The following is a 20,667-nucleotide window of genomic DNA, read 5'->3' as shown; positions in this document are numbered from 1 at the left end:
CCGACATCGAGTCGGCCGGCCGGAGGTGATCAGAATCGGCGCTCTGGAAGACGTTGTGAGAATGAACTTTTCGGGTGCTTCTACGGTGCTCGCAGGCCGGTGAGCTGATCGAAGCGGTACCCGACCAGAGCGTCACCGACCTGGAAAACCCCGTTGTAGTCGACGGGCTGCCGCCACAGGACCCGACAGGTGGCCATATCGGTGGCTACGAGACTGATCCCGTTGGGGCTGTCCGTGGTTGTCAGGACGACCGATGCCTTGCCTGCGACGTAGTCTGCGAGGTCCACACCGCAGGTCTGACCGCTCGCCCCGGTGGCCAGATCCCAACGCTGCCAGCGATGGTCATTCGGCTTGTCCGAGATCGGTACGTACAGCTGCGAACCCACGTTGCGGAACGACGATGGAGTGTTGCGCGTGACCGGGATCGTCGCGACTTCTCCTCCGTCCGGCTGGAAAACCCGAAAGACGTCCCGGTCCATCGCGATCAGCACGGAATCGATGGCGTAGACGCCGTAACCCGTGAGTTCTCGACGGGCCAGCAATCGGCCGGTGTTGTCGTAGAACAGCACCCCGGCCGTCGGACCGCTCTCGAATTGGTAGGCAAAGCCGGCCGGGTAGGTAACCGCGCGCTTGAGTGCGGTGCCGGGAGGTGGCGTCGGGGTGAGTTCGTGACCGTCGGACACCGAGAACACGCGGTATGCCGGGTCTTTCGTACTCGCCAGCTGTACCGCCACTGTCGCCGAGGTGCCGCTCGATTGCGGCTTGTTGGGTTCCGCTCCATCGCCTGGCACGAACCACGTCAACTCGGCGTGCTCCCCGATGCCACGCAGTCCCTCGCCGGGAGCGCTCGCGGCAAGCCAGATGGGGTGTCCGCCCACGGCGGCCGTCGCCACCACACCGTCGAAGCCACCATCGAATTCGGCATCGCCGGTGAAGCTGACCGCACCCCGGTCAAGATCGACCACTGTCACTCCGGTCTTGCCGTCACGGCCTTGTCCGTACGGCAGGCACAGGGCCCTCGCCGGACCGTTGCGCATGCAGGTCCCGAACCTGCTGCCGGGAAAATCTGGCAATTCCACTGGCGCGAAAAGCGCTTCGCCCGAGTGGGTATCGATCCCGAACAGCCAGGTTTTGGCAGTGCAGTTCTCGGCGCAGTCCGCGAGGAAGTACGCGAAATGCCCACGGGTGGCGAATGGGCGGCCACCGATCGAGGTGTCTGCGGGCAGGCCCAGTGATCCGGCGGTGACCTGCCATCCGGGAACCAGCGCGCGATCGAGCCCGAAGGCCACGAGTTGACCCGGCTCGTCCGCGGGCGCAGCCCGCGAAACCTTCGGTACATCATTGGTTTTCGTGGGAGGGGTGGTGATGATCGAGTCGGTGTGTCCCCGGATTTTCGGTACGGCGAGGCCGGCCGCAATGGCCACGACCACCACGGCCACGAACGTGCCGACGACCAGCCACAACCCGCGCCGCCGGGACATCAGAACGTCCAGCTTCCCGCCGGGGTCAACATGAACCCACGGTTGACGACCGGATCGATACATGCGGTCACATTGCCCTCTGCGACCGCACACGTGATGTTCGACGAGGTCAGTTTCTGGCCTGGCTTGAGCACGGTGGATGGCCGGGCGACATCCGCTTTCGGGCAACTGCCACTGCTCGCATAGCTGTGGAGAAATCCGTACGTGTCGGCCCCACCTACCCAGTCGCCCTGGAATCGCACTTCGGTGCATCCTGGTTCGTCGCGGTCGACGACATGAGAAGGAACACCGGGGACATTGCCGATGCAGTTGATTTCCGGGTGCTTGACGACATCGTTCGACTGCTGCCAATTGCAGTACACCCCATCGGGAGTGCCGAACGACACGGTGCTGCCCTTGCCGCCCCGGCCGTAGTCATAGCTGTGCGTGAACGGCCCGGCATCGACTGCCACGAACTTGTCGAGGTCAGGAAACCCGGGGGGATACGCGTGGGCCGCGGGAATGCCGATTGTCATCACCGCAGCGGCGATCACAGAGACCAGCCCACGTCGCGCGGTCCCCACCCAAGCTGGCACGACTGCCATCGTAAGTGGGCGAACGATCAGTCTTGCGCAGAACTTTTCCACAGATCGGCGATCGACACCCCGGCCGCGGCAAGCATCCGGCGCAGCAGTGGCAGGCTCAGGCCGATCACATTGGACGGATCGCCGTCGATGCCGTCGATGAACCAGCCACCCAGCCCGTCGATCGTGAAACCGCCTGCGACACCGAGCGGTTCGCCGCTTTCGAGATACGCGTCCAGGTCGGCGTCGGTCGGTGAGCCGAAATGCACTGCGGTGATACCGGTATCGGCGATGCGATGGGTGACGGCTCCGTCACGCACGACAAGCACCGCGTGGCCCGAATGTAGCTGAGCAGTCCGGCCCGACATCGCCTGCCATTGCCGCCGTGCGGTATCGACGTCTTTTGGCTTGCCGCACAGCTGCCCGTCGAGAAGCAGCATCGAGTCGCAGCCGATGACGACACAGTCTCCGGCGATCGCCTGGGGCAGATGGGTGAACACCTCGTCGGCCTTGGCGGCGGCCAGTGCGCTCACCACCTGCTCGGGTGGGGCGTCGGCCAACGACGCGAGGACGGCGTCCTCGTCGACACCGGACACCACCACCAACGGATCGAGGCCGGCCTGGCGTAGAACGCCAAGCCGGCCCGTCGATGCCGAACCCAGAACGACCCGGGTCATTCAGTGCTGTCTCTTCTTCGCGCGAGCGCTCATCAGCGCCGCATGTGGGTGCGCTCCCACAGCGTGATGCGCTGCCAGCTGAAGATCGCGTAGCGCAGCTTGTCCACCGGATGCCCCCACAGGTTGCGGTCGCGCACCACGGGGCCTTCGACGCCGCCACCGGCGGTGCCGAGGATGGCCATCAGCGCGGCCATCTCCTCGTCGGTGGGCTGACCGCGCAGCACCTTGATGTGTGCCTGGTGGTCCGCCTTGACCTCGTCGGCGGCGACGTCGGCCTGGTCCGCCACGGTTCCCTCGCTCGCCCCGCTCACAGTGGGATGTTCCCGTGCTTCTTCGGCGGCATCTGGATGATCTTGCGCTCCAGCAGCCGCAGGGCGTTGGCCACGTAGCCACGGGTGTGCGACGGGGGGATGACCGCGTCGACGTATCCACGCTCAGCGGCGATGTAGGGGTTGACCAGAGTGTCCTCGTAGGTCTGCTGCAGCTCCAGGCGCAGCGCGTCGACATCCTCGCCGTTCTTGGCTGCGTCCCGCAGTTCGGAGCGGTACACGAAGCCCACCGCGCCCGAGGCGCCCATCACGGCGATCTGAGCCGTCGGCCAGGCCACCACGACATCGGCGCCCATGTCCTTGGAACCCATCACGCAGTACGCGCCGCCGTAGGACTTGCGGGTGATGACGGTGACCTTGGCGACCGTGGCCTCACCGTAGGCGTAGAGCAGCTTGGCGCCGCGCCGGATGATGCCGTTGTACTCCTGGTCGGTGCCGGGCAGGAAGCCGGGAACGTCGACCAGCAGGACGATCGGGATGTTGAAGCAATCGCAGGTCCGGATGAACCGGGCGGCCTTCTCCGAGGCGTTGATGTCGAGGCAGCCGGCGAACTGGGTCGGCTGGTTGGCCACGATGCCCACCGGGCGGCCGTCGACCCGGCCGAAACCGATCAGGATGTTGCCGGCATACCCGGCCTGCACCTCGAGGAACTCATCGTCATCGAGGAGGCGGGTGATGACCTCGTGCATGTCGTACGGCTGATTCGGGGAATCCGGGATCAGCGTGTCGAGCTCGATGTCCTCGTCGGTCAGGGTCTCCTCGATCGAGCCCTGCGCCGCGGCCACCGGGTAATGCGGCGGCTCGGCGTAGTTGTTCGGGGGCAGGAAGCTCAGGAGATCGCGGACGTACTCGAAGGCGTCCTGCTCGCCGGAGGCGACGTAGTGCGCGGTGCCGGACTTGGCCATGTGGGTGTGGGCGCCGCCCAGCTCCTCCATGGTGACGTCCTCGCCGGTGACCGTCTTGATGACGTCAGGCCCGGTGATGAACATCTGACTGGTCTGGTCGACCATGACGATGAAGTCGGTCAGCGCGGGGGAGTACACGTGGCCACCGGCCGCGGCGCCCATGATCAGCGAGATCTGCGGGATGACACCCGAGGCCTTGATGTTGTTGTGGAAGATCCGGCTGTACAGGCCGAGGGAGACCACACCCTCCTGGATGCGGGCGCCGGCGCCGTCGTTGATGCCGATCAGCGGACGGCCGGTCTTGATGGCCAGCTCCTGGACCTTGACGATCTTCTCGCCGTAGACCTCACCGAGGCTGCCGCCGAACACGGTGGCGTCCTGGCTGAAGATGCAGACGTCGCGGCCGTCGATGGTGCCGTAGCCGGTGATCACGCCGTCGCCCAGCGGCCGGTTGCTCTCCAGGCCGAAGTTGGTGCTGCGATGCTTGGCGAGCGCGTCGAGTTCGACGAACGACCCCTCATCGAGCAGGGCAAGAATGCGCTCGCGGGCGGTCAGCTTGCCCTTGGCGTGCACCTTGTCCACGGCAGCTTCGCCGACGGGATGCAGCGTCTCCTCGGCCCGCCTCTTCAGATCGGCCAGCTTGCCTGCAGTGGTGTGGATGTCCACCTGGTGCTCGGCGGACGGCTCGGTAACGCTCGTCATGAGTCACGATGTTATCGGTAACCCTAAGACTGGTCTAAGAGAGGTGGACGTGGCGCGCGTCACTGCGGTGGGCGTTGTGTGCTGTGGCCTGCCGCCGCAGCGGGCCGTGGGCCTACGCTCTCGACCATGACCACCGGGCCGCTTGTGCTGTCCGAACTGGGCACCGATCCCGCATCGGTGCTGCGGCTCGTCGCGCAGTTCGACGCGCTGGAGGAGCAAGAGGCCAATGCCGACGCGGCCATACGGTTTGCCGCACTGATCGCCGGGTGCCCCGTGGGTGTCCGTTGGCCGGGCGGCACCGTCGTCCGTTATGACGCGTCCGGACACCTCGATCCGATCGAAGACGGGGCCGCGGGGGCATCGGATCAGCACGAGACGGTCGTCTGGGTGGAACGCGACGGATCCGGGCACCCGTTGGACGAGGTGCTGCTCGACCGGCTGCGACGACTGGTGGGCCGGGTCGCGGTGCGGACCGGGGTGAGCGGGACTCCGCATCTGGGTGATCCCGCGCTGCTCGAGGTCGTGCTGTCGGCCAAGGAACATCGCGAGGACCGTGCCCGGGCGATCCGGTTGTTGGGGCTCGACGAGACCAGGCCGACGTGCGTGCTGGCGGCATCGGGGCATTCGCCGCGGGAGACGGTGCGCCTCATTACCGGTGAACTGGCCGCGCCGACGGTGCGGTCGGCGGTGATCGGCAATGCGACGGCCATCGTGTGCCAGGGATCGTTCGACATGAGGGAGCTCTCGGATCGTCTGGAGCGCCTCATCGTCGAACAGTTTCCGGCCGTGGTGAACATCGGCACGGCGTCGGGCCCTTGGATCGGAATCGGATCGGTGGGCAGCGCATTCAGTGCCTCGACCTCATGGCACGAGGCCGTACGCGCACTGCGGTTCGCGTCGTCGACCGGATTCGGCAGGCGCGTGGTGGCCTATGAGCGGCTGAGCTCGCTGGAGCTGCTGGCCGACCTCCCTATCGACCGGGTGCGACGTAATCGAGATGTGGCCCGTATCAACGAGATTGCGTCAACGCCTGCCGGGGATCTCGATGTGCAGACCACCGAGGCGTTCTTCGTCTACGGCTCGCTGCGGCGGACGGCCGCCGAAATGCACGTGCACCACAGCACGGTCGCGGCCCGGCTGGCGCGGGTGCAGGCCGCGATGGGGTGGGATTTCGAGGATCCCGTCGACCGCTTTCTGGGCACCCTGGTCCTCATGGTCCGGCGGATCGCGATCTCGTCGGCGGAACTGGCCGATGCGGACCTGCTCTAGTGGCCGCATCGAAACTGAAGCCAGGGACAGATGTGGGCCCTTTTTTGTCCCTCAGTTCAGTCTCGGCGTCCGGTGCCCGCACCCGACCGACAACTGTCGGATGAATTGGCGAAATCGGCCGACGTATGGCGGGTGACGGGCATCACGGCATTGGCCAAGATTGCGATGCAGCCCAAACAAGCAAGGAGGCCGATATGGCCATCATCGATCCGACCAAGACCTGGGTCCCCGTGGAAGAACGTCTCGCCGTCACCACCAACGAGCGGCACCGTCAGGTGCTCAGCGTCGTTCTCGAGCACATGAAGGCCGAGGCCGAGCCCGATATGGAACGGCTCATGGCGACTCTGAGCCCCAATCCGGACTACCACTTCTGGTACGCCAATGCCGATATGGGCCCCAAGACCACTGAGGGGGTCCGCGCCTATTACGAGGCATTCGTGGCCAGCGGCGCCAACCACCTCGTTTTCGAGATCGATCGCCTTGCCGTCGACGATGATCTGGTGATGACCGAAGGCTGGATGAAGATGATCTATCCGGGCGCGGCCGCCCAGGCGATCGGCGTCGAGGTGGACGATCCGGACGGCGACTACCTGCTGCTGTTCCGTCAGCTGATCAACTGGCCGATCGACGCCGACGGCCTGATCGTCGGTGAGGACGCCTACCAGACCGGCCCGGTCAGCGTGACCAGGCTGAGCCAGGAAGACTTGCCGCAGAAGTACATCGACCAGAAGCGCGCCGCCGCCGAAGCTCATGCCTGACCCAGTGCGTGACTCGATCGGCCAGATGCTGCTCGACCGGGTCGGCGATCAGCATCTCGGCCTGCGCACCCGCGACCGCGACTGGACCTGGGACGAAGTGGTCGCGGAGTCCGCCGCGCGCGGGGCGTACGCGACGGAGCTCCGCGGCTCATGCCCAATTGAAGGCCCCTTTCACATCGGCGTCCTGCTGGACAACGTGCCGGACTTCCTGTTCTGGTTGGGCGGTGCCGCACTCGTCGGCGCGACCATCGTGGGGATCAACCCGACCCGTGGCGCCGCTGAGATGGCGGCCGAAATCCGCCATGCCGATTGCCAATTGATTGTCACCGATACCGCAGGTGCCGAGCGACTGCGTGGCCTGGACCTCGGCCTGGAACCCGATCGGTTCCTCGTGGTCGACTCTCCCGGGTACCGCGAGGCGGTCGACGCGCTTCGGGTCACCCCGGCGTTGGCACCGGGCGTCGGCGAGGACTCGCAGATGCTGCTGCTGTTCACCTCGGGGACGACGGGTGCCTCCAAGGCCGTCATCTGCAGCCAGGGCCGGTTGGCCCGGATCGCCTACGCGGCCGCGGAGAAGTTCGGCCACGTGCGCGACGACGTGGAGTACTGCTGCATGCCGCTGTTCCACGGCAACGCCATCATGGCGCTGTGGGCGCCGGCGCTGTCGGTCGGCGCGACGGTGTGCCTCACGCCCGCGTTCTCGGCCTCCGGATTCCTACCGGACGTGCGGTATTTCGGCGCGACGTTCTTCACCTACGTGGGCAAGGCGCTCGGCTACCTGATGGCCACCGCCGAACAATCCGACGATGCCGAGAACCCGTTGGTCCGCGGTTTCGGCACCGAGGCATCGCCCGATGACCAGAACGAGTTCCGTCGTCGCTTCGGTGCCGAACTGTTCGAGGGCTACGGATCGAGCGAAGGTGGCGGGGCAGTGGTACTCGCCCCCGACATGCCTGCCGGCGCGCTCGGCCGGCCCGCGCATCAAGGGGTGGCGATCGTCGACCCCGAATCGCTCAAAGACTGTGTCCCAGCGGTTGTCGACGAGCACGGCCGCGTCCTCAACCCCGACGACGCCGTAGGGGAGATCGTCGACAAGTTCGGCACCCGCACGTTCGAGGGCTACTACAAGAACGACGAGGCCAACGCCGAACGCATCCGCAACGGCTGGTACTGGACAGGGGATCTCGGCTACCTCGACGAAGACGGGTTCATCTACTTCGCCGGCAGGCGCGGCGACTGGATCCGGGTGGACGGTGAGAACACCTCGGCGCTCAACATCGAGCGGGTCCTGCGCCGCCACCCGGAGGTGGTGGCAGCCGGTGTATACGCGGTGCCCGATCCGCGTTCGGGCGATCAGGTGATGGCCGCGATCGAGGTGGCCGACCCCGACGACTTCGACGCCTCGACATTCGTTTCCTACCTGGCCGACCAGGATGACCTGGGAACCAAGGGAATTCCGCGGTTCCTGCGGGTGTCGAAGAACCTGCCGGTCACCGGGTCCAACAAGGTGCTCAAACGTGAACTGCAGCAGGAGCGCTGGCACACCGACGAGGTGGTGTACCGGTGGGCGGGACGCGGAATGCCCCGATATCAGGCCATGGGCGACGATGACAAACAGTCGCTGGACGCAGAGTTCGCGCAGTACGGGAGGCAGCGTTACCTATGAAATGGGCCGACGAGTGTGACGTCCTGATCGCCGGGTCCGGCGGTGGCGGCGTGGCCGGCGCCTACACCGCAGCGCGCGAAGGACTGTCGGTGATCCTGGTTGAGGCCAGCGATAAATTCGGCGGCACCACAGCGTATTCCGGTGGCGGCGGGGTGTGGTTCCCGTGCAACCCGGTGCTCAAGCGGGCCGGCACCGACGACACCATCGAGGACGCGCTCGAGTACTACCACGCCGTCGTCGGCGACCGGACCCCGCGGGAGCTGCAGGACACCTATGTCCGCGGCGGCGCCGGACTGATCGAATACCTCGAGGCCGATGACAATCTGAAGTTCGCGCCGATGCCGTGGCCCGACTATTTCGGCAAGGCGCCCAAGGCCAGGACCGACGGTCAACGCCACATCGCGGCCCGGCCCCTCAAGGTGGAGAAGGCCCCGCACCTGCGCGAGCTGGTGCGCGGCCCGCTCGACGCCGACCGCCTCGGCGCCGAGCAGCCCGATGACTACTTCATCGGCGGCCGGGCCCTGATCGCCCGGTTCCTGAAAGCCATTGAGCAGTACCCGAATGCCTCGCTTCGACTCAATGCCCCGCTGGTGGAGTTGGTCGTCGAGGATGGGACCGTGACCGGCGCGATCGTCGAAACCGACGGTGAGCGACAGGCCATCCGGGCCCGCCGCGGCGTGCTGCTCGCCGCCGGCGGCTTCGAAGGCAACGACGAACTGCGCCGTGAACACGGTGTACCGGGTGTCGCCCGCGACACCATGGGACCGCCGGCGAATGTGGGCCACGCGCATCGGGCCGCGATGGCCGTCGGCGCCGACGTCGACCTGATGGAGCAGGCCTGGTGGTCGCCGGGCCTGACGCATCCCGACGGACGCTCGGCGTTCGCGCTCTGGTTCACCGGCGGCATCTTCGTCGACCAGAACGGACAGCGCTTCGTCAACGAGTCGGCGGCCTACGACCGCATCGGCCGCGCGATCCTGCCGCGACTGGCCGACGGTTCGATGACGTTGCCGTACTGGATGATCTACGACGACCGGGAAGGCGAGGTTCCCCCGGTGAAGGCCACGAATGTCTCGATGGTCGACACCCAGCGCTACGTCGAGGCCGGGTTGTGGCACACCGCCGACACCCTCGAGGAGCTGGCCGCCGAGATCGGCGTCCCCGCCGAGAACCTGGCCGCCACCGTGGCGCGCTTCAACACCTTCGTCGCCGCCGGATCGGACGAGGATTTCGGCCGCGGCGACGAGGCGTACGACCGGGCCTTCTCCGGCGGCGCGTCACCGTTGGTCGCGATCGAGAAGGGGCCCTTCCACGCCGCCGCGTTCGGCATCTCCGATCTCGGCACCAAAGGCGGGTTGCGTACCGACACCGCGGCCCGGGTACTCGACACCGACGGTCAGGTCATCGCCGGTCTGTATGCCGCGGGCAACACCATGGCCGCCCCCAGCGGCACGGCCTATCCGGGCGGCGGAAATCCGATCGGAACCAGCATGCTGTTCAGCCACCTTGCGGTCAAAGACATGCTAGGCAGGGACGTGGGAGGCTCTCATGAGTGACATCCGGGAAATCGATGCCGGCGCGGAGATGACGCGGTTCGCCCGCGGCTGGCACTGCGTCGGGCTCGCTGAAACGTTCCGTGACGGGCAGCCGCACGGCATCGAAGCCTTCGGCACCAAGCTCGTCGTCTATGCCGACTCCGCCGGCGAACTGCACGTGCTCGATTCCTACTGCCGGCACATGGGCGGCGACCTGTCCATGGGATCGGTCAAGGACGACAACCTGGCCTGCCCGTTCCACGACTGGCGCTGGGGCGGCGACGGAAAGTGCAAGCTAGTGCCCTACGCGAAGCGCACCCCGCGGCTGGCGCGCACCCGCAAATGGGACACCCGTGAGGTCAACGGTCAGCTGCTGGTCTGGCACGACCCGGAAGGCTCGACCGGGTCCGCTGAGCTGATCCCGCCCACGATCGAGGGCTACGAGGACGGCATCTGGTCGCCGTGGCAATGGAATTCGATCCTGATCGAGGGGTCGCACTGCCGCGAGATCGTCGACAACAACGTCGACATGGCCCACTTCTTCTACATCCACCACGCCTACCCGACGTACTTCAAGAACGTCATCGAGGGCCACACCGCGAGCCAGTTCATGGAGTCCAAGCCGCGTCCGGACTACGCCACCAGGGAACTCTGGGACGGCACCTACCTGCGTTCGGAGGCAACGTATTTCGGCCCGGCGTACATGATCAACTGGCTGCACAACGATCTTGCCCCGGACTTCACCGTCGAGATCGCCCTGATCAACTGCCACTACCCGGTCACGCACAACTCTTTCGTGCTGCAGTGGGGTGTCGCGGTCCAGCAGAATCCCGCGCTGTCGGCGGACAAGGCCGAGAAGCTCGCAGCCACGATGAGCCGGACCTTCGGCGACGGCTTCATGGAGGACGTCGAGATCTGGAAGCACAAGGCCCGGATCGACAATCCGTTGCTGACCGAGGAGGACGGTCCGGTGTACCACCATCGCCGGTGGTATGAGCAGTTCTACGTCGACGTCGCCGATGTCACGCCCGACATGACCGATCGCTTCGAGCAAGAGGTCGACACCACACACGCCAATGAACTCTGGCATCAGGAGGTTGCCGAGAATATGGCCAAGCGGTAGCCCGTCACCGATGCGAATAAGCTGACGGCCCATGGATGATCGTCAGCCGAACCGCCCACCGCTCGATGTCGCCGCCTTGCGGGGATCGTTGGGCGCGCCCTGGCACCGACTCGACATCGTCGACGAAACCGGATCCACCAACGCCGACCTCCTGGCACGCGCGGCCGCCGGTGAACAGATCGCCGGCGCGGTGTTGTTGGCCGAGTACCAGAACGCCGGGCGCGGCAGGCATGGCAGGCAGTGGTCGGCGCCGCCGCGGTCGCAGTTGGCGTTGTCGGTCGGGGTCGACGCGTCAGGGGCACCCGCGGATATCTGGGGATGGCTGCCTCTGGCCACCGGTGTCGCCGTCGTCGACGCCGTTGCCGAGGTCACGGGCGTGCGCGTCGGCCTGAAATGGCCGAACGACGTCCTGGTCGGCCCCGGTGGGGGAAAGCTGGCCGGCATCCTCGCAGAGGTGGCATCGCCGGCGCCGGTCGTCGTCGTCGGGCTCGGCCTGAACGTGACCATGACCTCGGACGAGGCCCCGGACCCGCGTGCCACCTCACTGTCGCAGCTCGGCGCGGGCACAGTGGACCGCAACCCGCTGGCTCAGGCGTTGCTCCGGCATCTGGCCGCCCGATTCGCCGGCTGGCGCAATTCCGATCCGAAGCTGGCCGCCGATTACCGCGCACGCAGTGTCACCATCGGCAGTAGGGTCCGCGCGATCCTGCCGGGGGACAACACGTTGGTGGGCACGGCCGTCGACGTCGACGAGCTCGGGCGGCTGATCATCGACACCGGGACCGAACGGGTCACGGTGTCGGCAGGCGACATCACGCACCTGCGCCCCGACGAGCCGTAGAGTGCTGCCGTGGGCTACCCGGAAAATGTGCTGGCCAACGACGAGCAGGTGGTGCTGCATCGGCATCCGCACTGGAAACGTCTGATCGGTGCGGTACTCGTCCTGATCCTGATCACCGCGGCAGCTGCGTTCGTCGCCGCCGTTGTCAACACCATGGACTGGCAGGCAACGGCCAAGAACGTACTGTTCATCGTGATCGGCGCGATCTGGCTCATCGTGGTCGGCTGGCTGACGGTCTGGCCGTTCCTGAACTGGTTGACCACGCACTTCGTCATCACCGACCGGCGGGTGATGTTCCGGCACGGCCTACTGACCCGCTCGGGCATCGACATCCCGCTCGCACGGATCAACAGCGTCGAGTTCCGCCATGGGCTGACCGACCGGATGTTGCGCACCGGCACCCTGATTATCGAATCGGCGTCGCAGGATCCCCTGGAATTCCACGACATTCCGCGCGTGGAACAGGTGCATTCACTGCTGTATCACGAAGTCTTCGACACCCTGGGGTCCGAAGAGTCACCGAGCTGACGCGCCTTCGCGTGGCCGGGTGTGAAATCCGGCGAAAATGGCTACCTATCAGCCATGACCGCACGGGTGAACCAATTGGCGACCGCTTTCGATCAGGCAATCGTCGTCATTCCGGCCCACAACGAAGCCGCGCTTCTGCCCCGCTGCCTGCGTGCGGTGATCACCGCCGCGGCCTGTTGCCCGATGCCGGTGCTGACCGTCGTCGTCCTCGATTCCTGTGACGACGGGAGCACCGAGCTGGCGGGCGAGTTCGGTCACGACCTCCACTTCGTCAGCGTGGAGGCGGGCAACGTCGGCGCGAGCCGGGCCGCCGGTTTCGCCTATGCACATGCGCTGTGCAACCACGTCGAAGACTCCCGCGCCTGGTACGCCACTACCGACGCGGACAGCCAGGTGGACCCCGACTGGCTGCTGCGTCAGACCGCGTCGGCGGCCGCCATGGTGCTGGGCGTCGTGCGGGTGGCGGACTGGCGGCATCACCCCGCGGAGTTGGTCCGGCGCTACGTGCATTCCTACGAGTCGAGAGCGCGGGGCACCAAGTGGCACAGCCACATCCATGGCGCGAATATGGGTTTTCGTGCCGACGCATACTGGGCACTCGGGGGCTTCCGGCCTCTGGCCACCGGCGAGGACGTCGAATTGGTCGAAAGGTTCGAGACCGCCGGCTACCGGATAGAACGGGACTCGACCCTGTCGGTGACCACGTCAGCGCGCCGAAACGGCCGGGCGCCAGGCGGCTTCGCCGGTTACCTCCGTGATGTGTCGCGGTCGGTATTTCGTTCGGCCGAAAGGGGTTCCGCATGACGGCCGGTTTGGTTCGGAGCTGGCTGGAGTCAGGCCGTTTGGACCTGCCGCTGCCGGGTTCCGGTGCGACGGAGCGGCGTTGGCAACGGCTTGCGGAGCTGACGGAGATCGACGTCGTCGCCGGACGACTCGCGGAGGCTCACGTCGATGCCGTCGCGATCCTCGACGAGCTGGGTGCGAAACCGCCTGCGGCAGGCGAGCTGTGGGCGGTGTGGGCTGCCGAAGATCCGGACGCGGTGCTCAATGCGCACATCGCCGGAGACGGTGAAACAGACACGGTGAAGCTGTCGGGCACCAAAGCGTGGTGCTCGGGGGCGGGCCTCTGTACACACGCGTTGGTGACGGCCCGCCGCGACGACGGCCGACGCGCGCTGTACGCGGTGACGACGAGCAGCGAAGGGGTGCGTCCGTTGCCCAGCACCTGGAGGAATCCCGGCATGGCGGCCAGCGACACCCGCTCGGTCCAATTCAGCGACGCGCGTGCGATGCCCGTCGGTGATCCCGGCGACTATCTGGATCGCCCCGGCTTCTGGCACGGTGCAATCGGTGTCGCGGCGTGTTGGGTCGGTGCTGCCCGCGCGGTCGCCGCGCCCCTATACGAACGCGTCGCCCGCGGAGCTGCTGATACCCACGTGCTGGCCCACCTCGGGGCTGTCGACGCCGCGATCGCTGCGGCCGAAGCGATGCTGGTCGCGGCGGCCGAGGCGACCGATGCTGACCCTTTCGACCGGTCCGGGTCCGCTCAGTTACTGGCCCGGCGAACCCGCGCTGTCGCTGAAACCGCTGTGGATGAGGCGATTACCCGCACTGGCCGCGCACTCGGGCCCGCGCCGCTGTGCCAGGATGCCCAGCACGCACGTCGCGTCGCGGATCTGACGATCTATGTGCGGCAGAGCCACGCTGAGCGTGACCTCGCCGCGCTCGGGAAGCTGGCGGGGGCGCGCCGATGACAGCCGCAGAGCCCGCTGAACAGTGCGGCAATGCCGCGAGGTTCGGGTCACGGCCGCTGAGCTGTGGTGGCACCCCGGGTCACGCCTGGACGACCTGGGACCGCTCCTTCAGGGAGCTGGACCTCGCGACATGCCCTGCCCTGGTGGTGGTCGCACCGCATCCCGACGACGAGACCCTTGGCTTCGGGGCGACGATGGCGCTGCTGGCGGAGCGGGGTATCGATGTACGGGTGGTGTCCGTCAGTGACGGCGGGGCCGCCGATGAGGATCTCAGCCCATTCGACCGTATCCGGCTGGAGCGCACCAGAAGCACCGAGTTGAGAAAGGCCGCAAGGATTCTCGGGGTGGGGGAGCCGGTCAACCTCGCATTGCCCGACGGTGAACTCACCGGCCACCAAGACTCACTTGCCGATCTGCTGACCGGGATACTCGAGGCGTGCCCGCCGGGCACCTGGTGTGCAACGACGTGGCGCGGTGACGGGCACCCCGATCACGAGGCGGTTGGACGGGCTGCTGCCACGGCCGTGCACCGCACCGCGGCGGTTCTGTTGGAGTACCCGGTCTGGATGTGGCACTGGGCCACGCCCGGTGACTCCGCAGTGCCGTGGGATCGGGCACTCATGGTGCCGTTGACGGCCTCCGCCGTGGGGCGTAAACAAGCTGCGGCGCAATGCTTTCGAAGCCAGTTCCTCCCGCAGGCACCGGGCGCGGGCCCGGTGCTGCCGCCGTTCGTGCTGCCTCGGCTGCTCGCGGTCGGGGAGATGGTGTTCCGATGACGGAGCGCCTGCCCGATTCGTACTTCGACCGCATGTACGCGACCTCGGCGGACCCGTGGCGACTGGCCACCCGCTGGTATGAGCAACGCAAGTACGCGATCACGCTGGCGATGCTGCCGCAGCGGCGCTATCGGCATGCCTTCGAGCCGGGTTGCTCGATCGGCACTCTCACGGCGTTGCTCGCCGAGCGCTGCGATCACGTCACCGCGATGGACGTGGCTGGAGCCGCCCTGGACATCGCCGACGCGCGACTACGTGCCGATGGCGGCCGGGACGGGCTGCGGGATCGTGTCACCCTGTCGCGAGGCTCGCTCGACGATCGTTGGCCGCCAGGATCTTTCGACCTGTTGGTGCTCTCGGAGGTGGCGTACTACCTGGAGGAGGAGTCGCTGGCCGGGCTGCTCCGCCGCGAGTGTCCGCAGTTGGCCCGTGGTGCGACCGTGATAGCGGCACACTGGCGTCACGAGGTGGCCGACTATCCGCTCACCGGTGATCAGGCCAACAGGGTCATCGCGGCGACGCCGGGACTCAATTCGATCGCCAGCTACCGCGACCGCGATGTCGTCATCGAGGTTTTCGATACCCATAGCGCAGCATCCGTTGCCGAACGCGACGGTGTGCCCGGCGTCGGTTGACCAAGGCGGATAGGGCTGTCCCCCAATGCACTCGGGTATGCCGCCGGGGTGGCGGTCTAGTAGTAATGACTGCGGCCGCCGATGGCATGTCCTGCCCTTCCCATGACCATCAGCACCAGGCCGATGATCAGGAGGACGACCCCGATCGTCCACAGCAGAGAGATTTTCAGCAGAAATCCTGCGATGAGAAGGATGACTCCGAGAACGATCATGGTGTTCACCTGGTTTCGATGTAGATGGAAGAGTCCGGGCAAGATCAATTCGTCGTCGCCATCAGCTCAACTTTGTGTGGCCCTGATATACCCGCATTGACCAGTCGCGAAACCGCGATGGTCATCGCCGATCTCCCGAGGGTGTGGTTAGACATTGCCGGGATGGGTATCCCGTGGTGGCAGCGTGACGAATATCGTTCGCACGCTGCGTCATTCCGTGTCGCGAATCCGCGGCATGGCCAGCGCAACAAATCGGGAGAAACACATGAGCGCCGTCGACAAGGCCAAGAACAAGGTCGAAGAGTTGGCTGGGAAGGCCAAGGAAAAGGTCGGGGAGGCAACCGGCGACAGGGAAACCCAGGCCGAGGGACATAAGGATCAGGCCAAGGGCAACCTCAAGCAGGCCGGCGAGAAGGTCAAGGACGCCTTCAAGAACTGACCGCAACGAGATGCGGGACTGAGCGCGCACTTCGCCAAGGTGCTGGAGGTTCCGATGGTTGAACCTGAAAACGATTCGCCGCCAACGGCTGTGGGTCCGGCGGCGCACAACAACGCCGTCGGGCAACCCCACACCGAGGCCGAGGGTCAGGCGATCGTCGCCGCAGAGCAAGACGCGGCGCGGATCAGCTCACCCGCCCATCCGTTGGGTGAGGCTGGTCCCAGGTTCAACCGCAAGTCGCCATTCATGATCGGCATGGTCGCCGCGGCAGGGGTGGCCATCACCTACGGCGGGATCCAGTTGCTGATCACCGCCCGCGGGGTTCTGGTCCTCATCGTCATCGCCGCATTTCTCGCGATCGGTCTCGAACCCGCCGTGTCCTGGTTGGTGCGACACCGTATTCCTCGCTGGGCAGCTGTGGGCCTGGTCTTTTTGGTGGCCTTCGGCATGCTCGCGGGGTTTCTGGCTGCTGCGATTCCGCCGATGGTTGCCCAGGGAACCGCACTCGTCCACAACAGCCCGGACTATTTGCACCACCTCCAGCAGAGTTACCCCGCCATCGACCAGCTCAATAGTCGATTCCACCTCCAGGACAAGCTCCAGGAGGCGCTCGGTGGCGGAAACGTTCCCAACGTCGTCGGCGGGATCGTCGGTGCCGGGGAGTTCGTGTTCAGCGCCGTCAGCGGAGCCATGATCGTGCTGGTCCTCACCGCCTACTTCCTCGCCAACTTCGCCCGGATCCGCGCGTCGCTCTATCGGCTGGCACCCAATTCCCGGCGTCCCCGCACGATCCTGATCGGTGATGAAATTCTCGCCAAGGTAGGCGGATATGTACTGGGAAACATCCTGATCTCGGTGATCACCGCAGTCCTCACCTTCATCTGGCTGATCGCCTTTGGGGTGCCCTACCCGCTGCTGCTCGCCGTGCTGGTCGCGGTGCTGGACCTGATCCCGATTGTCGGATCGACGATCGCCGGCATCGTCGTCGCACTGGTGGCTTTGACGGTGTCGGTGCCCGTTTCACTCGCCACAGTCGTGTTCTTCGTTGCGCTGCGACTCGTCGAGGACTACCTGCTGGTGCCACGGATCATCGGGCGGACCGTGCAGGTGCCGCCCTTGGTGACCGTCGTCGCTGTCCTGCTCGGTGCGGCGTTGCTCGGAATCGTCGGTGCACTACTGGCAATTCCGATCGCCGCGGCCATCTTGCTGTTGGCGCGGGAGACACTCTTCCCGCAGCTCGACCGGCGATGAACCGGCGCATCGTTTCGTGTGGGGTCACCCCCGCGGTATCACGAAGTCTTCGACACCCTGGGGTCCGAAGAGTCACCGAGCTGACGCGCCTTCGCGCGGCGACTCGGCCGGCGCAGCGGCGTCACGGTGGCGGACTTGTGTTCGGCATGATCCTCGAACGCCTCGGCGAAGCCGCCGCCGGTGAGCGTGGATTCCAGCGCCAGGTCGGGCTTGTCGACGAACTCGTCGGGGAACACCCAGCGGCGGAATGCCCAGAACCGGAACGCCATCTGCAGCAGGTTGCCCACGATGTAGGCCGAGATGAAGTCGGCGATGTTCTCCACCGTCAGCGACACCTCGGGAACCCGAAGGCCCAGGACGTAGCTGGAGAAGTACAGCGGCAGCATCGACAGCAGCACACCCACGCCACTGAACGCGAAGAACAGCAGGGCCTCGTGGTGGCGCTCGCGGCCGCCGCGGTTCTGGAAGCTCCATTCCCGATTGAGGATGTAGGACGCGATGACCGCGACGACGCCGGCGATGATCTTGGCGGTCACCGGCTTGGGCTCAAGAACCGTGAGCTTGAGGGTGAAGAAGATCGCCGAATCGATGACAAACGTCGTCGCGCCGACGATCGCGAACTTGATCAGTTCGTGATGCCGCTCGGCATAGGGACGGACGAATCGCGGCAATCGAGCGATTGTCGCATCGGCGAAGGACACAGCTAGGCAGTGTACGTAAATGCGTCGTTCGATGCCGCATCGCTGCGGATGCCGGACCTTAACCGCAGGTCAATGCACCGGTCACGACGAGGACATGAATCCGCGCATGACACCATAGAGGGCGTGCCGACAACTCCCAAGAAACCACCTGTGGTGGCGATGATCGGCGGTGGCCAGCTCGCGAGGATGACGCACCAGGCGGCCATCGCACTCGGGCAGACCCTGCGGGTGCTGTCCGCCGGGCCGGACGAATCCGCCGCGCAGGTCACTCCCGACGTCGTCATCGGCTCCCACACCGACCTGGATGCGCTGCGCCGGGCGGCGGACGGGGCGACGGCAATAACGTTCGACCACGAGCACGTGCCGACCGAACACCTGGAGACGCTCGTGGCCGAAGGGGTCACGGTCAACCCGCCGCCGCAGGCGCTGGTGCATGCCCAGGACAAGCTGCTCATGCGGCGCAAGCTGCAGAGCCTGGGTGCCCCGGTGCCGCGCTTCGCCGAGATCACCTCGGTCGCCGACGTCGAGGAATTCGTGCGGCAGATCGACGGTCCGGTGGTGATCAAGACCGTGCGCGGCGGGTATGACGGCAAGGGCGTGGTGATGGCCGACGACCTGGCTGCCGCGCGCGAGGTGGTGGCCGGTTACCTGGCCGACGGGGTGGCCGTGCTGGCTGAGGAGCGCGTCGCGATGCGCCGGGAACTCGCCGCGCTGGTGGCCCGATCGCCGTTCGGGCAGGGTGCGGCCTGGCCGGTGGTGGAAACCGTGCAGCGCGACGGCGTCTGCGTCGAGGTGTACGCCCCGGCGCCCGGCCTGTCCGACGAACTCGGTTCGGCCGCAGAGGAACTCGGCCTACGGGTGGCGAACGAGCTGGGCGTGGTCGGGGTGCTCGCGGTGGAGTTGTTCGAGACGGTCGACGGCACGCTGCTGGTCAACGAGCTGGCCATGCGTCCGCACAATTCCGGGCACTGGACCATGGACGGCGCGGTCACCAGCCAGTTCGAGCAGCATCTGCGGGCGGTCCTGGACTACCCGCTGGGCGACACCTCGGCGATCGCGCCCGCTGCGGTGATGGCCAACGTGCTCGGGGCGCCGCAGACGCCGACGATGTCGATGGACGAGCGGATGCACCACCTCTTCGCGCGGATCCCCGACGCAAAGGTGCACCTGTACGGCAAGGGCGAACGGGCCGGCCGCAAGCTCGGGCACGTCAACATCATCGGCACGGACATGGACGAACTTCGTGAGCGTGCGGTGCGGGCAGCGCACTGGTTGTCACACGGCGAGTGGACTGACGGATGGGATGAACATGCCGGAAAGTAATGGCCCCAGGGTCGGACTCATCATGGGCAGCGACAGCGACTGGTCGGTGATGTCCGACGCGGCCACCGCGCTCGCCGAGTTCGAGGTGCCGTTCGAGGTCGGTGTGGTGTCCGCACACCGCACCCCGCAACGGATGCTCGACTACGCCACGACCGCGGCGGACCGGGGTGTCGAGGTGATCATCGCCGGAGCGGGAGGAGCCGCCCACCTGCCCGGCATGGTGGCGTCTGCAACACCGCTTCCCGTGATCGGAGTTCCGGTGCCACTGGCCCGCCTCGACGGCATGGATTCCTTGCTGTCCATCGTGCAGATGCCGGCCGGAGTGCCGGTGGCCACGGTTTCCATTGGCGGAGCACGTAATGCGGGCCTGCTGGCCGTGCGGATCCTCGGGTCATCCGATACCGCGCTGCGGGACCGGATGGTGAAATTCCAGGCTGACCTGGAAACCATGGTGTTGGCCAAGGACGCCGCGTTGCGCGATCGCCTATTGGGCGAAGGCTGAGCGAAGCGCGCGGGTAGCAGCCCGCGCGTGCACTCAATCGCCGATCAGCCCGCGAATGCGGGGGGTCAGGGACTCGATCGGCTCATCGGTGGACATCACCACCACCGCGGTGCGGCCGCCACCGCCCCGGTAGATCGGCCATGTCGCGGCCAGCGCCTCGGCCAGGTCCGACCGCGGGTTGGCCGAGTCGCCGCGCAGCCATCGGCGCAGAACATGGTTGTGTGCAGCGACCACGGCGTTGGCGAATAGCTCGGCGCGCAGGTCCGCCGTCCAATCCGCGGTCAGTGCGGTCCGCAGGTGTTTGGTGAACAGCCGGACGTAGCGCGACACCACGGCCGTTTCGAAGTCGCGCAGGGCAGGTACCGAGCGGGTGAGCCGATAGCGCGTGCGGGCGCGCTCGCCCTCGGCGAGATAGTTCTCGAATACCGAGGTTGTCGCCACCGCGATGACTTCGGCGGGGAGCGATTCGGCCGGCGCCGCCGACAACCTCTCGTCGGCGCGGCGCAGCAACGCTTCGTGGTCGGGAAAGATCAACGCCTCTTTCGATCCGAACTGACGAAACGCGGTGGTGCGTCCCACCCCCGCCCGTGTCGCGATGTCATCGACGCTGGTGGCCTCGTACCCACGTTCCTCGAACAGGTCGAATGCTGCGCTCACCAGGCGCTCCCGGGTGCTTGGCAGGTCGGGCATGAGTGCA

23 protein-coding genes are annotated in these 20,667 nt (G+C 66.5%); 15 read left to right on the top strand and 8 right to left on the bottom strand.

Annotation, left to right across the window (positions count from 1 at the left end):
- Positions 1-80 precede the first annotated feature (80 nt).
- The 5 genes from ACZYZ7_RS19225 to ACZYZ7_RS19205 are packed head-to-tail and all read right to left on the bottom strand — an operon-like array spanning position 81 to position 4,657.
- On the bottom strand, positions 81-1,481 hold the full coding sequence (locus ACZYZ7_RS19225; RefSeq protein WP_450070300.1) for a hypothetical protein: 1,401 nt from the start codon (positions 1,479-1,481) through the stop codon (positions 81-83).
- A complete protein-coding gene (locus ACZYZ7_RS19220; RefSeq protein WP_450070299.1) occupies positions 1,481-2,056 on the bottom strand; it encodes a hypothetical protein in 576 nt (191 codons plus the stop codon). The genes ACZYZ7_RS19225 and ACZYZ7_RS19220 overlap by 1 nt, the downstream gene beginning before the upstream one ends.
- Before the next feature lie 26 nt (positions 2,057-2,082).
- The gene (locus ACZYZ7_RS19215; RefSeq protein WP_463741517.1) at positions 2,083-2,721 is read right to left on the bottom strand and encodes a Maf family protein; all 639 of its coding nucleotides are present in this window, start codon (positions 2,719-2,721) and stop codon (positions 2,083-2,085) included.
- 32 nt (positions 2,722-2,753) lie between these two features.
- Complete coding sequence (locus ACZYZ7_RS19210) at positions 2,754-3,032, bottom strand: acyl-CoA carboxylase subunit epsilon (RefSeq protein ID WP_450070297.1); 279 nt, start codon at positions 3,030-3,032, stop codon at positions 2,754-2,756.
- Positions 3,029-4,657, bottom strand: coding sequence for an acyl-CoA carboxylase subunit beta (locus ACZYZ7_RS19205; protein WP_135453195.1), 1,629 nt, complete (start codon positions 4,655-4,657; stop codon positions 3,029-3,031). The genes ACZYZ7_RS19210 and ACZYZ7_RS19205 overlap by 4 nt, the downstream gene beginning before the upstream one ends.
- Positions 4,658-4,783: 126 nt before the next feature.
- On the opposite strand from ACZYZ7_RS19205, the gene ACZYZ7_RS19200 reads away from it, so the two are divergent.
- From ACZYZ7_RS19200 to ACZYZ7_RS19150, 11 genes are all read left to right on the top strand, one after another.
- Positions 4,784-5,926 (top strand): PucR family transcriptional regulator, encoded by a 1,143-nt coding sequence (locus ACZYZ7_RS19200; protein ID WP_450070296.1) that lies wholly within the window; start codon positions 4,784-4,786, stop codon positions 5,924-5,926.
- Positions 5,927-6,120: 194 nt separating this feature from the next.
- The gene (locus ACZYZ7_RS19195) at positions 6,121-6,684 is read left to right on the top strand and encodes a nuclear transport factor 2 family protein (RefSeq protein ID WP_450070295.1); all 564 of its coding nucleotides are present in this window, start codon (positions 6,121-6,123) and stop codon (positions 6,682-6,684) included.
- On the top strand, positions 6,677-8,350 hold the full coding sequence (gene casI / locus ACZYZ7_RS19190) for a steroid-22-oyl-CoA synthetase (protein WP_450070294.1): 1,674 nt from the start codon (positions 6,677-6,679) through the stop codon (positions 8,348-8,350). The genes ACZYZ7_RS19195 and casI overlap by 8 nt, the downstream gene beginning before the upstream one ends.
- Positions 8,347-9,906 carry an FAD-binding protein gene (locus tag ACZYZ7_RS19185; RefSeq protein WP_450070293.1) on the top strand — a complete coding sequence of 520 codons (1,560 nt, stop codon included), beginning with the start codon at positions 8,347-8,349 and terminating at the stop codon, positions 9,904-9,906. Before casI ends, ACZYZ7_RS19185 begins: the two co-directional genes overlap by 4 nt.
- Positions 9,899-11,008, top strand: a complete 1,110-nt coding sequence (locus ACZYZ7_RS19180; RefSeq protein WP_450070292.1) for a Rieske 2Fe-2S domain-containing protein — start codon at positions 9,899-9,901, stop codon at positions 11,006-11,008. Before ACZYZ7_RS19185 ends, ACZYZ7_RS19180 begins: the two co-directional genes overlap by 8 nt.
- Positions 11,009-11,039: 31 nt before the next feature.
- Positions 11,040-11,849 (top strand): biotin--[acetyl-CoA-carboxylase] ligase, encoded by an 810-nt coding sequence (locus ACZYZ7_RS19175; protein ID WP_135453201.1) that lies wholly within the window; start codon positions 11,040-11,042, stop codon positions 11,847-11,849.
- 9 nt (positions 11,850-11,858) lie between these two features.
- Positions 11,859-12,377 carry a PH domain-containing protein gene (locus ACZYZ7_RS19170; protein ID WP_135453202.1) on the top strand — a complete coding sequence of 173 codons (519 nt, stop codon included), beginning with the start codon at positions 11,859-11,861 and terminating at the stop codon, positions 12,375-12,377.
- A 54-nt stretch (positions 12,378-12,431) separates the two neighbouring features.
- Positions 12,432-13,181 (top strand): glycosyltransferase family 2 protein, encoded by a 750-nt coding sequence (locus tag ACZYZ7_RS19165; protein ID WP_450070291.1) that lies wholly within the window; start codon positions 12,432-12,434, stop codon positions 13,179-13,181.
- Complete coding sequence (locus ACZYZ7_RS19160) at positions 13,178-14,131, top strand: acyl-CoA dehydrogenase family protein (RefSeq protein ID WP_450070290.1); 954 nt, start codon at positions 13,178-13,180, stop codon at positions 14,129-14,131. Before ACZYZ7_RS19165 ends, ACZYZ7_RS19160 begins: the two co-directional genes overlap by 4 nt.
- The gene (locus ACZYZ7_RS19155) at positions 14,128-14,907 is read left to right on the top strand and encodes a PIG-L deacetylase family protein (protein ID WP_450070289.1); all 780 of its coding nucleotides are present in this window, start codon (positions 14,128-14,130) and stop codon (positions 14,905-14,907) included. Before ACZYZ7_RS19160 ends, ACZYZ7_RS19155 begins: the two co-directional genes overlap by 4 nt.
- Entirely contained in the window at positions 14,904-15,542 is a 639-nt protein-coding gene (locus ACZYZ7_RS19150; protein WP_450070288.1) for an SAM-dependent methyltransferase, read from the top strand. The genes ACZYZ7_RS19155 and ACZYZ7_RS19150 overlap by 4 nt, the downstream gene beginning before the upstream one ends.
- Before the next feature lie 56 nt (positions 15,543-15,598).
- On the opposite strand, the gene ACZYZ7_RS19145 is transcribed toward ACZYZ7_RS19150, so the two are convergent.
- Entirely contained in the window at positions 15,599-15,754 is a 156-nt protein-coding gene (locus tag ACZYZ7_RS19145; protein WP_450070287.1) for a DUF6131 family protein, read from the bottom strand.
- 265 nt (positions 15,755-16,019) lie between these two features.
- On the opposite strand from ACZYZ7_RS19145, the gene ACZYZ7_RS19140 reads away from it, so the two are divergent.
- Complete coding sequence (locus ACZYZ7_RS19140; RefSeq protein WP_135459913.1) at positions 16,020-16,193, top strand: CsbD family protein; 174 nt, start codon at positions 16,020-16,022, stop codon at positions 16,191-16,193.
- Positions 16,194-16,247: 54 nt separating this feature from the next.
- Entirely contained in the window at positions 16,248-17,444 is a 1,197-nt protein-coding gene (locus ACZYZ7_RS19135; RefSeq protein WP_463741516.1) for an AI-2E family transporter, read from the top strand.
- Between the two features lie 38 nt (positions 17,445-17,482).
- On the opposite strand, the gene ACZYZ7_RS19130 is transcribed toward ACZYZ7_RS19135, so the two are convergent.
- Positions 17,483-18,145, bottom strand: coding sequence for a GtrA family protein (locus ACZYZ7_RS19130; RefSeq protein WP_135453208.1), 663 nt, complete (start codon positions 18,143-18,145; stop codon positions 17,483-17,485).
- Positions 18,146-18,217: 72 nt separating this feature from the next.
- Between ACZYZ7_RS19130 and ACZYZ7_RS19125 the strand changes: the two genes are divergently transcribed.
- A complete protein-coding gene (locus tag ACZYZ7_RS19125; protein WP_450070285.1) occupies positions 18,218-19,468 on the top strand; it encodes a 5-(carboxyamino)imidazole ribonucleotide synthase in 1,251 nt (416 codons plus the stop codon).
- On the top strand, positions 19,455-19,970 hold the full coding sequence (purE, locus tag ACZYZ7_RS19120; RefSeq protein WP_167857763.1) for a 5-(carboxyamino)imidazole ribonucleotide mutase: 516 nt from the start codon (positions 19,455-19,457) through the stop codon (positions 19,968-19,970). The genes ACZYZ7_RS19125 and purE overlap by 14 nt, the downstream gene beginning before the upstream one ends.
- Positions 19,971-20,003: 33 nt before the next feature.
- Here purE and ACZYZ7_RS19115 read toward each other — a convergent pair whose 3' ends face one another.
- Positions 20,004-20,660: a TetR/AcrR family transcriptional regulator gene (locus ACZYZ7_RS19115; protein ID WP_450070284.1), complete on the bottom strand. Its 657-nt coding sequence runs from the start codon at positions 20,658-20,660 to the stop codon at positions 20,004-20,006.
- Positions 20,661-20,667 lie beyond the last annotated feature (7 nt).

Source organism: Mycobacterium sp. IDUB_17 (assembly GCF_055419465.1).
This window is presented reverse-complemented; position numbering and strand designations above follow the sequence as displayed.